The sequence below is a fragment of the Actinoallomurus acanthiterrae genome, assembly GCF_054775715.1.
Genome location: NZ_BAAHCO010000001.1, coordinates 12,556,641 through 12,566,753, shown reverse-complemented (window position 1 = coordinate 12,566,753; position 10,113 = coordinate 12,556,641). Strand labels below are relative to the sequence as shown.

The following is a 10,113-nucleotide window of genomic DNA, read 5'->3' as shown; positions in this document are numbered from 1 at the left end:
TTTGCAAGCAGGAAGTCCGGGGTTCGAATCCCCGTGGCTCCACCAGCCAAAACGCCCCGTCTCGCGTCGCCGAGACGGGGCGTGAGTGTCTAACTGGGTGACTAAGCCTCCGTCAGTCGGGCGGGGAAGATGTCGTTCATGGCGGTGGCTCCCTCCTGGATGACGGGGCGGAGCTGCTTCCGGTAGACGGTCTCGGTGACCACGGTGTTGGTGTGCCCGACCAGTTGAGAGATGTCCTCGATCGGGATGTCGTGGGCCGACAACAGTGACACGAAGCTGTGCCGAAGCTCCCTGGGCGTCCAGTCCTCCGCCACCAGGCACGCCCTGGTGAGCACCTTCCGGAAGTCGCGCCGAACGTTTCCCGCGCTGAGCGGCGTGCCGCTCCAGGTGCGGAACACCAGACCCCTGCCGTCCTTGGCGCCGTCTTCCCTGTCGCGGTCCTGTTCCGCTGTCAGCGCGGCGAGGACTTCCACGCAGCGGTCGGCGAGTCGAAGGGAGCGGCGGGACTTAGCGGTCTTGGTATCGCCCTTTCTGCGGACGGAGCGCCATACGTAGATGGCGAACTGCTCGTGATCCCAACCGGACTCAACCACGGGAATCCACGCTTGCCTGGTCTTGTCGAAGGCCACCACGTGCGACCACGAGAGTTCCCGCAGTTCCTCCGTGCGGACTCCGGTGAGCAGAGAGAGCACGATGTACGCATGCATGCGGACGGGAGCCTCTTGAGCAGCCCTCAGGACCGCTTCGGCCTGGCTGAGCGTGAGCGCTTTGGAGGGTCGGCCGGCGCGCCCTTCCGGGACGTCGCAGAGGTCCACGACGTTGCGCTTCACCTTGTCACGCCGCATGGCGTTCTTCACGGACCGATTAAGGACGCTGTGAATGAGCTTGAGGGACCGCGTGCTGAGCACGTCTGCCCTGCTTGACAGCCATCCATCCACGTCCTCTACGGACAGATCACGGAGCTTGCGCGCCCCAAGCGACGGGATGACGTGCGTTTCCGCGAAGCCTCTGTATAGTTCGATGGTGCTCGTGTCGCGACCTTTGAGTCCGTTATCTAGCCAGTAGTGGACAGCATCCGCCACCGTGTAGTCATGCGATGCGACGGCGAATCCGTCGTCATGGTCACGGAGAATTTCTTTGAGCTTGTTCTTGGCTTCCGTCTTGGTCTTTCCGCTCGCTTTGCGGACGATGCGTTTCCCCGCCGGGGTGTAGCCAACCGTGACGGAGGCGATCCAGCGTTGCCGCTTGTCATCCCAGTGGAGGCCGCCGTCTCCTCTGCTGCGTCGCTTGGCCATTAAGCCGCTGCCCCCTCTGCTTCCTTTTCGAGTAGAGCGATGTATTCGCGGATCGCGGATTCCGGGATGAGCCTGCTTCTGCCTTGCTTGACGGACCGCAGGCGTCCGCTACGGATTTGCTCGTAGATCACGGTTTTGCTCATGCTCAGCACGCGCATGGCCTCGGCGACTCGGAAGAGCTGGATATCGCCGAACTTGACGCTGTCCACGGCCGTGAGGGTCACTCGGGTTCCTCCTGAAAGAGGGACAGTGGATGGCGCGATGTCCCCCTGGTTTCCGCAGGTCACAGACGGTTGGGGGACATGGGGGACACGGGGGACACCAGGCACTCCCCCGCCTATCGAGGGGGACACCGTGTCCCCCTCCGTGTCCCCCTGGTTTGTGCAGGTCACGGGTGGTAGGGGGACATGGGGGACGCGGGGGACATCTCGGGGAGTGGTTGGTCGGGAAGGCTGTAGCGGCTTGCCGCGTCGGTGGCCAGGAGTCCTTCGTCGGCCATGCGTCGACAGGTCTTCTTGACGTTCGATTCGCCGAGGCCGGTGGCTTGGGCGATGGCGCGGGGTCCGCTTGCGGGGTTGGCGCGTAGGTGGCGCAGGATGGCGGCGCGGGTGTCGGTGGTCTGGTGTTCGTCGGCGGGGCCGTCGAGCAGGGTCCAGACGCCGGATGCGGGGTTGAACGAGAGGGCGTATTCGTTCTCGTCGACGTCGCGGCCGGTGACGTGCAGGACGCCGTCGGCTTGGCCTCGGGCGCGTTTGAGGACGAGCGTGGCGTCAGCGGCTCCGGCGATGCCGTTGGTGCCGGACACCTCGGCGAGGAAGTCTTCTGAGGCTGCCTTGCGGACGTGGTGGACCAGGACGAACGGCACGGCGTAGGCGTCGGCGAGGCGTTTGATCGCGCCGACGGCGGCGTAGTCGGCTTCGTAGGCCGAGGCGCCGAGGGGGGCCGCGCCTCGGATCTTGGCGAACACGTCGATGACGACCATGCGCGCGTCACGGTTGCGGTCCAGCCATCCGGCGATCGCTTCATCCCCGCCTTGCCCGATCTGCGGGCATGCGGTGGCGAGGGTGAGCGCGGAGGGCGCGGGTTGGCCGCCGAGGATCTTGCCCATGCGGGACTGCAACCGGCGTGGGGTGTCCTCCAGCGCCAGGTACAGGACCGGGCCGCCGTCGACATGGATGGCGTCGAAGGCTTGGCCTCCGGCGGCGACGGCCAGGCCGAGGCCGAGGGAGGCCCAGGACTTGCCGACCTTCGGCGGGCCGCACAGCAGGTTCACGCCCTCGCAGATGATGCCGGGCACGGCCCACACGGGCGGCACGAACTCCATCGCCATCAGCTCATCGGCGGTCCAGTGCGTCCGCAGACGAGCAGGCACGGCGGCTGAGTCGTCGTCGTGGACGGGCCGCAGAAGCGGCGCTTCGGTCGGGTTGGTGGCGGGCATAGCGGCCTCCTGGTCGGCGTGGTGGCGGGTGGTCATGCGGCGAGCGTCCGGGGGCGCTTGGCTCCGGCGCGTAGACCGGAGGCGATGGTGTTGCGGGCCTCGGCGGGCGTGTAGGCGCGGGCGGTGACGTGGGCCGCTGCTGCCTGTTCCAGCAGGGTTTCGACCTCGGCGGCGCTGAGCGCGCCTCCGGCGACGAGCTGGCCGAGGGCGACGGCGGCGGTGTAGAGAGCGGCGTTGCGGCATCCCTCGGCCGCGCCGGTGACGCGCTCGACCTCGCGGGCCAGTGCGGCGCGCAGGTAGGCGGAGCGGCGGCCGGTGCCGGGGGCGATGGTCACCGGGCCGACCGGTGGTGGCGCGGGCCGGGAGAGACGCTGGAACAGCCAGGCGGGCAGCGGTGCGGGCGGCCGGTCGCTTTCCAGCACGTACGGTCGGCCGTCCACGACCGAGCCCGCAGCGAGGACGTAGCCGCCGTGCGCGCGGGTGTCGATCAGCCACCCGAGATCCCCTTGGGTGTTGCCGAGCCGGGTGCCCTCGGGAGCGGTGAAGTACAGGTGACGGCCGCCGCGACCTGTGACGACCGTGTACGTGTCATACAGCGGTCCGATCGGCTCACCGGCCCGCGCGGCGAGGACGGCCAGCACCTCGGCTCCGGTGTGCACACCCTCGGCCCGCCATTCGGCCGGCGGGGTCTCCTCACCGGGCTTGGGCACGTCGAGATCGACCACGACCAGCCCGGCAGGACCGCACGCGAGGCCGATGTTGTACGGCACGGCGGCCCAGCCGCGCCGGATGCGCCCGGTGCCGGTGGTGGCGCGCGGCTCCCATCCCTGGTGCCCATTGGCGCAGCGCGGGTCACGGCCGGTGCAGCGCGCGGCGGTGTGATCCGGGAACGCCGGACGCTTCTCGCCAGGACGGACGGGGAACACCGGCCAACCCCGCTCAGCGGCCCTCAGAGCGTGCGACAGCATGTCCTCGGCGGTCGGCCGGTGAACGGTGCTGTCGTGCTTTGGGAGCGGTGTGGGCAACGTCGGGCGGGTTTCCTGCGGGTGGTCGGCGTTGCCGTCGCGGCGGGCGTAGGCGGTTTGGTTCCAGTCGTGGATGAACGCGAGGGCGTGGGCGTCGGACATGGCGGGTGTGCTCCCGTCGGCGCGGTTCACTTGCCCGCCTTGTGGATTGAGCGCAGGTGGTTGAGGACGTGGCGGCCGGGGCGGAGTTGGTAGCCGGTGCCGTCGCAGCGGGGGCAGTGGCGGAAGCCTCGGCCGATGACCGCGCGGCGTTTGCCGGAGCCGGTGCAGCGGCGGCAGTTGACGAACGGCCAGATCCAGCACAGGAACAGGTAGCCGACGGCCCAGATCAGCCCGAGCAGGATCAGGACGCCGAGGCCCGGCAGGTGATGACCATGAGTAGCGGTCACCGGGGTTGCGGTAGCGGCCAGGGAAAGCATGCTGGTGCCTCCAGGGGCGGTTCTTGGGCGTGGAGAGGTAGGGCCGCTACCCGCTACCTGCGGGGATACGGCCTGATCAGGTGCTTTGCTGGAGGTAGCGGGGGCGGGTAGCGCAGCCGCTACCGGTAGCGGGGCGGGCGCTACCTCACCCGCCCCGCGGTTCGGCTACGCTCCGTTCACCTTCCGGCGGGCGATGGCTTTGTCGACCGCGTCGGTCTTGGCGCCCTTGAGGACCTGGCCGTCCCGCTTGATGCCGACGCTCGGCACCCCGAGTGCCCGGCACTGAGCGGAGATCGCATCGGCGGTGATGTCGGCGTAGTGCTCCGGCATCCGCTCGGCGAGCCGGGCGGCGATGGTCGGCCACTGCAAGCCGGTCTCGGCGTCCATGACCGCGCGAACGTCGGTCAGCACGTCGCGGGTGGCGCGCTTCATCTCCTCACCGGCCGCCATGCCGGTCAGCGTCCCGAGGCGCTCGCGGTGTGCGCGGGCGGCGGTGAGGATCTTCTCGGCGTCGGTGTGGTCGGCCAGGAACGTCCGGACGGTGGGCGTCTCGTCCGTCATGCCGTACAGGTAGCCGACACCCCGGTACTCATCTCCCACGGGCAGGGAGGAGGCGTCGAAGCCCTCGGCGTAGGCGTCACCGCCGAGGACGGCCTCAGACACGAGCCGGTTGCCGCACTTGAGCGCGAACCGTACGGCGTGGTTGTCGCGGTAGCGGTTGAACAGCCGCCCCACATCCCCGGCACCGACACCCGACGGCTTCTGCGAGCTGGACAGGATGACGACGCCCGCCGAGGGGCCGACGGCCTGAATCCGGGACAGCTTGGCGGCGATCTCCTTGTTGAGGTTCTGGTCCTCGGTCTCGAAGTAGACCTGGAACTCCTCCATGACCAGCATCAGCACCCGCAGATCCGGGTAGCGCGGGTCACGCGCAAGCTCCTCGGTGAGCTTGCCCTCGGGGCAGACGTCGGCGGGCAGCTTGGCGAGCACCTGGTTGACCCGTTCGATGTGCTCAAGGATCTCATCGAGCGCTTCGAGCAGGTGCGTGATCGGGTCGTCGTCGTTCGGGCTCGGGTGCGTGCCGAACACCGTGCGGTGCGCCACGAGACGGAACTTCGACCAGTCCGGGGAGTTCTTCCCGTCCACCACGATGAGTTTCACGTACGGGTCCAGGGCCGCGTACAGGGCCAGCAGCCGCGCGGCGAACGTCTTGCCCTTACGAGGCTGCGCGCCGATCAGGACCGAGATCCACATGAGCGCGATCTCGACCAACCGGCCGCGTTCGTCCTTGCCGAACCGCGCGGCCCGCCAAATGTTGCGCGGCTTGCAGTCCAGCATGTCCGTCTTACCGACCGGCACGGCGAGGGGGTCACGGTCGGCGACGAACAGCGTGTGACGCCGGGTCGAGGACTTGTCCGGGGTCAAGAACACCTGATTGACGTGCACGTCCAGGCCAGAGGCGATCTTCTCTTTGGCGTTCATGACGTCGGACCAGCCCTTGCCGTACGGCAGATCCACCACGACCTGAGAGCCGGTGTTGCGGGCGTCACGGGCCATCGGCGAACCGAAGTGCACTTCCTGGTCCTGCTTGTCCGGACGGCCCAGACCCGCCGCGTAGTAGGCGCGCAGCACGATGTCGCTGTTGAGCTTGCGGAACCGAGGCGCGACCACGGCGGTGCCAATGATGGTGCGGCCCATCGGACGGCCGTACCGCGCCAGCGCCAGCGCACCAGCGGGGAGCGCCAGCAGACACCAGCCCGGCGCGGTGTTCCAAGCGACCGGTCCGCCGATGCCGACGGCCAGCACCTCACCGGCCAGCACGATCCCACGCCAGGTACGCGTGTTCTTGATCTCCCGGTGCAACCGCGCCCACTCACGGGTGTCCTTGGAGTCGGCCGCGTGCTGGAGAAGCGTGAACTGGTTGCGGACCCACCACCACGAGACCTGCTGCCCGACCAGGCGGAACAGGCCACGGGCCGCGAACACGCTCACCTTGAACCCGTAGACGGGGACACGGACGGCGTGGAATCGGGCGTGGTAGGACCAGCCGCCGAGCGTGCGCTTGACGGTGCCGCCGAGGTTGCCCGGCAGCAGGTGCACGGGAATGATCGGCTGCCGCTCACCCTCCGGCACGGGCGGGGCGTCCACCGGCACCGGCACGCCCTCCAGCACCGGCGGCTCATCCAGCTCAATCTCATAGGCGACATCGGAGGACGCGGCGGGCCGCTCCGGCAGATCGGGCGTTGAGACGTGCGCGGGCGATTCGGCCGGCACGGGCGACGTGCCCTCGGCGGGGGTGCGCTGGGCGCGGCGGGCGTTGAGGTCGATCGGTTCCGGGATGGTGTTCTCGGTCATCGTCACGCCTCCGGGTGCGTGTCGTGGATGAGGTGAGCCAGGGCCGCGCCCATGCCGAGCACCGCGACGGGCAGACACGCCACGATCGTGGTGATCTGCCACGGCGCGCGGGTGACGTGAGCAGCCGAAAGCAGGTGGTAGGCGACCTGTCCGAGGGCGCCGAGGGTCAGTGATCCGATCGCGGACCACTTGGCGAACCGACGCGCCCGAACCGGGAGATAGCCCGACAGCCACGCCCGCAGGGCGTAGGCGGCGTAGGTCTCCACACCGATCGGCAGCGTGATCGCCGAATTGATGGAGAAGTGGTCCGCGATGCCGGGCAGCGGGTGGACCACACCGAACCCGGTGAGCTCACCGAGACCGACCCAACCGGACCACACCGCGACGAACGCCGGGATCGCCAGCAGCACCAGCGGCCAGCGGGCCAGCGTCCGAGACGCCGTCTCAACCGGGGCGGCGGCCGGTGCCGTCTCCGGGTCTACGGGCGTGGTGTCCTGCGCAGACTCCTCGACCGGCGCGGTGTCCGCAGCGGCGGGCGTCTCGTCGGCAGGCTCCGAGGACTGGTCCTCGGGTGCAGGGTCCGGGACGGCCCGCAAGACCGGCTCGGCCGGTTCCGGCGCGGGCTCAGCGGTCAGCTCCGCCAGGACCGTGCGGGCCTTGGTCGCACCGATCCGGAACTCACTCATGAGCCGGTTCCGCGACGGAACCGCACCCAACTCGGCCGCGAGCTTGCGGGCCTGGGGGATGAGATCGGCGACAGGGACGGGGTAAGCACTTCGGGCCGGGGAGGTCATCACGCCACCGCCTCGCCGGGCGTGATCGAGACGCCCTCGGCGGCCAGCTCGCGGCTGACCTCCAGTACGCGCCGTTCGGCCCGCCGTACCCGACGACGGTCAAGCTTGCTCGCGTGGCCCTCGGCGGACAGTGCCGTGATCTCTGCATCGAGCAGGTCAAGCTCGGCCGCGATCAGCGGCCACTCGCATTCGATCTCCGCCAGCTCAGCGGCGGACGGTTCTGCGTCGTGCTCGTCCGTGATGCCCGGACCGAATCCGGGCGCACGAGTACGCTGGTCGTGCATCGAGACTCCTCAGCTCTGGATGCTTGGCCTCGGCGGCTGCCACCGCCGGGGCCTTCCTTGTCCACGGACACGAGCAGCCTGCCAACCACCCTTGTCCTCAAGTCCTCATTAGGGACCTGATGACCGAAGGCAACCACAGCAACGAAGAGCCCGTCAAGTCCTCATGAGGACAGGTACTCTTGAGTCCTGGTCGGCGAGACGAGAAGGTGCAGGATGGCGGAGCCGAAGTACCACCGCGTCGCGAACGCTCTACGACGCGAGATCCAAGACGGGACACTCGCACCAGGCGATCGGGTTCAGGCCGAGACCGATCTCGCGGAGCGCTTCCATGTCAGTCTTCCGACGATCCGTCAGGCGATGGGCGTGTTGCGCGCCGAGGGTCTTGTGGAGTCTCGCCAGGGCATCGGCACGTTCGTCAAGGAGCAACGGCGACGGCAGCGCCGATCGCGAGATCGTTACGGCCGCGCCCGCAAAGATCAGAAGCTGCTTACCACCGATCTACGCCACGAGATCACCTTCGCAGGGTGTTCTCCGGCACCGGATCACATAGCCGAGCTGATGATGATTCCCCGAGGATCCGAAGTCGTAATTCGACAAAGGGTCCTGTTCGACAAAAAGACCGGTCGGCCGGAGGAGATCGGCGCGAGCTATCTTCCCGCTAGGTTCGCAAGGGACACTTTCCTCGGGGAGCCAACGGTAGTACCTAAAGCCCTCTTTCTCTGCGTTGAGGATCTCTCGGGTAAGCAATACGCCCATGCTAGGGATCAGTGGATTGTACGTCCCGCATCGCTCCAGGAAAGCGAGACGTTGGAAATCCCGGCAAACAGCCCGGTACTCAACGTGGTTCACGTCGCTAGCGCCGGAGACGGACAGGTTCTGGAAGTCTCAGAATCGACCTGGCCCGCCGACCGGATCATGTTCGTCGATGAATACGACGTGGAGCAAGATGCCAAACAGCCGGAAGCACGCTCTGATGTATGAGGTGACCCGTGTCCTTTGCTGATCTTCCTCCCGGCACGCACGCGGACCGAGTCCATGACCACTGGTGGTGGCGGCCCGGCTGGCGCGCCGGCCGTCAGTTCTTCGCATGGCATCTCACGTTCGATGGCGCTAGCGAGCTACATCGGCTGGTCGCTGCATACCAGCAGGCGCTAGCGGGCATCGGCGGGGTGCGCTTCATCCCGCCGCAATGGCTCCATCTCACGATGCAAGGCATCGGATTCGTGGATGAGGTTTCCTCCGAAGACCTGGATCAGATCCTGGATTCGGCGCGTCACCACCTCGCCGAGATCGAACCGTTGAACCTCACGTTCCAAAAAGCCTTCGTCGCGGACGAAGCGATCGTGCTTCCACCCCTAGAAGAGGCGAGCGTCATCGGGACTCGGAGGGCCATCCGCCAGGCAATCGGATCGGTGTGGGGGTCCGCCAATATCCCAGAAGCGGCGGATAAGTTTCGTCCCCACGTGAGCCTCGGCTACTTCGAGGAAGATCGGACGGCGGCACCATATGTGGCGGCGGTCGAGTCGGTTAACCCCGAACCTGTGCAGGTGACAGTCCGAGAAGCATCATTGATCGCGCTCAATCGCGATCAGCGCATGTACGAGTGGAGCACGCGCGCCGTAGCGCCGCTGTCTCACTCCTAGCCGCCGAGCCACCAAGTGTCTCTCGGTCTCCCCGGGCCTATCGGTCTTCCAGGTCGGCGAGGAACCCCCGCGCCTCGTCGACGTACTTGCTGATCAGCCGCCGCAGCTCGGCCAACTCCTGTTCCCGACGCGGATGGCCCACGATGGGCATCTCTAGCACCTCGCGCAGCTCGACCAGAGCGCGTTCGTACTCTGGCCCGCGTTCATGCTGACGCGGGCCAGGGAGGTCCGGGCTCACCATTGGTCGGCCCACTTCGCGTGGATCTCGTAGGGCTGCCGCCCGGTCTGTACGGCCTCGGCCTGGGCTTCGAGGAGGGCGTCCAGGTCGGCCAGGGAGGGGTTCATCACGGTCTGGTCGACCCCGGCGTCCGGCTCCATCCGAGAGGCGACGTATTCGCCGCTGCGCTCGTCGCCGACGTCCCCGGCCCGCCGGGCGCGCCAGATGCGCCAGGCTCCCGACCACTTCTCCCGCATGTCGATCAGCTCTGTGTCATGGCCCATACGCTGACCGTACGGCAACCTGTCATGTGTTGTCAGCTGACGTCAGGTGACGAAAGGCATCATCGCAGGTCAACTACGGTCGAGATATGAGCATTGACCTCGACGGACCTGAGCCGCTGTACGAGCAGATCGCTGCCGTACTCATGGCCAGGATCGCCGATGGCACCTACCTGCCGCGCCGCCGGATACCGTCCGAGGCCGCACTGTGCGAGGAATTCGGCGTGGCACGGCCGACCGTACGATCAGCCGTCGCGCTGCTCGTCGAACGCGGACTCGTCAAGACCGTGCGCGGCAAGGGCGTCTACGTCGTCGACCAGACCGCCAGCGACGAGTAGCGCTCCGGCGGCAGCCAGGCCAGT

12 protein-coding genes are annotated in these 10,113 nt (G+C 67.7%); 3 read left to right on the top strand and 9 right to left on the bottom strand.

The window, feature by feature from the left end:
- Nucleotides 1–101: 101 nt before the first annotated feature.
- The 8 genes from ACYVF7_RS59435 to ACYVF7_RS59400 form a co-directional block, all read right to left on the bottom strand.
- A complete protein-coding gene (locus ACYVF7_RS59435; protein ID WP_460357721.1) occupies nt 102–1,295 on the bottom strand; it encodes a site-specific integrase in 1,194 nt (397 codons plus the stop codon).
- Nucleotides 1,295–1,504: a helix-turn-helix domain-containing protein gene (locus ACYVF7_RS59430; RefSeq protein ID WP_460357713.1), complete on the bottom strand. Its 210-nt coding sequence runs from the start codon at nt 1,502–1,504 to the stop codon at nt 1,295–1,297. Before ACYVF7_RS59430 ends, ACYVF7_RS59435 begins: the two co-directional genes overlap by 1 nt.
- Before the next feature lie 179 nt (nt 1,505–1,683).
- On the bottom strand, nt 1,684–2,769 hold the full coding sequence (locus ACYVF7_RS59425; RefSeq protein ID WP_460357710.1) for an AAA family ATPase: 1,086 nt from the start codon (nt 2,767–2,769) through the stop codon (nt 1,684–1,686).
- Nucleotides 2,766–3,890 carry a bifunctional DNA primase/polymerase gene (locus ACYVF7_RS59420; protein WP_460357707.1) on the bottom strand — a complete coding sequence of 375 codons (1,125 nt, stop codon included), beginning with the start codon at nt 3,888–3,890 and terminating at the stop codon, nt 2,766–2,768. Before ACYVF7_RS59420 ends, ACYVF7_RS59425 begins: the two co-directional genes overlap by 4 nt.
- Nucleotides 3,887–4,147 carry an RING finger protein gene (locus ACYVF7_RS59415; protein WP_460357704.1) on the bottom strand — a complete coding sequence of 87 codons (261 nt, stop codon included), beginning with the start codon at nt 4,145–4,147 and terminating at the stop codon, nt 3,887–3,889. Before ACYVF7_RS59415 ends, ACYVF7_RS59420 begins: the two co-directional genes overlap by 4 nt.
- Nucleotides 4,148–4,342: 195 nt before the next feature.
- Entirely contained in the window at nt 4,343–6,532 is a 2,190-nt protein-coding gene (locus ACYVF7_RS59410) for a hypothetical protein (protein WP_460357701.1), read from the bottom strand.
- A gap of 2 nt (nt 6,533–6,534) precedes the next feature.
- A complete protein-coding gene (locus ACYVF7_RS59405; RefSeq protein ID WP_460357698.1) occupies nt 6,535–7,218 on the bottom strand; it encodes a hypothetical protein in 684 nt (227 codons plus the stop codon).
- 107 nt (nt 7,219–7,325) lie between these two features.
- On the bottom strand, nt 7,326–7,610 hold the full coding sequence (locus ACYVF7_RS59400) for a DUF6284 family protein (RefSeq protein WP_460357695.1): 285 nt from the start codon (nt 7,608–7,610) through the stop codon (nt 7,326–7,328).
- A gap of 213 nt (nt 7,611–7,823) precedes the next feature.
- On the opposite strand from ACYVF7_RS59400, the gene ACYVF7_RS59395 reads away from it, so the two are divergent.
- Together ACYVF7_RS59395 and ACYVF7_RS59390 are read left to right on the top strand one after the other, a co-directional pair.
- Nucleotides 7,824–8,591 carry a GntR family transcriptional regulator gene (locus ACYVF7_RS59395; protein ID WP_460357692.1) on the top strand — a complete coding sequence of 256 codons (768 nt, stop codon included), beginning with the start codon at nt 7,824–7,826 and terminating at the stop codon, nt 8,589–8,591.
- 8 nt (nt 8,592–8,599) lie between these two features.
- Nucleotides 8,600–9,253 (top strand): 2'-5' RNA ligase family protein, encoded by a 654-nt coding sequence (locus ACYVF7_RS59390; RefSeq protein ID WP_460357718.1) that lies wholly within the window; start codon nt 8,600–8,602, stop codon nt 9,251–9,253.
- Between the two features lie 234 nt (nt 9,254–9,487).
- On the opposite strand, the gene ACYVF7_RS59385 is transcribed toward ACYVF7_RS59390, so the two are convergent.
- Nucleotides 9,488–9,754 carry a hypothetical protein gene (locus ACYVF7_RS59385; RefSeq protein ID WP_460357686.1) on the bottom strand — a complete coding sequence of 89 codons (267 nt, stop codon included), beginning with the start codon at nt 9,752–9,754 and terminating at the stop codon, nt 9,488–9,490.
- 86 nt (nt 9,755–9,840) lie between these two features.
- Between ACYVF7_RS59385 and ACYVF7_RS59380 the strand changes: the two genes are divergently transcribed.
- Complete coding sequence (locus ACYVF7_RS59380; protein WP_460357683.1) at nt 9,841–10,089, top strand: GntR family transcriptional regulator; 249 nt, start codon at nt 9,841–9,843, stop codon at nt 10,087–10,089.
- The last annotated feature ends 24 nt before the right edge of the window (nt 10,090–10,113 follow it).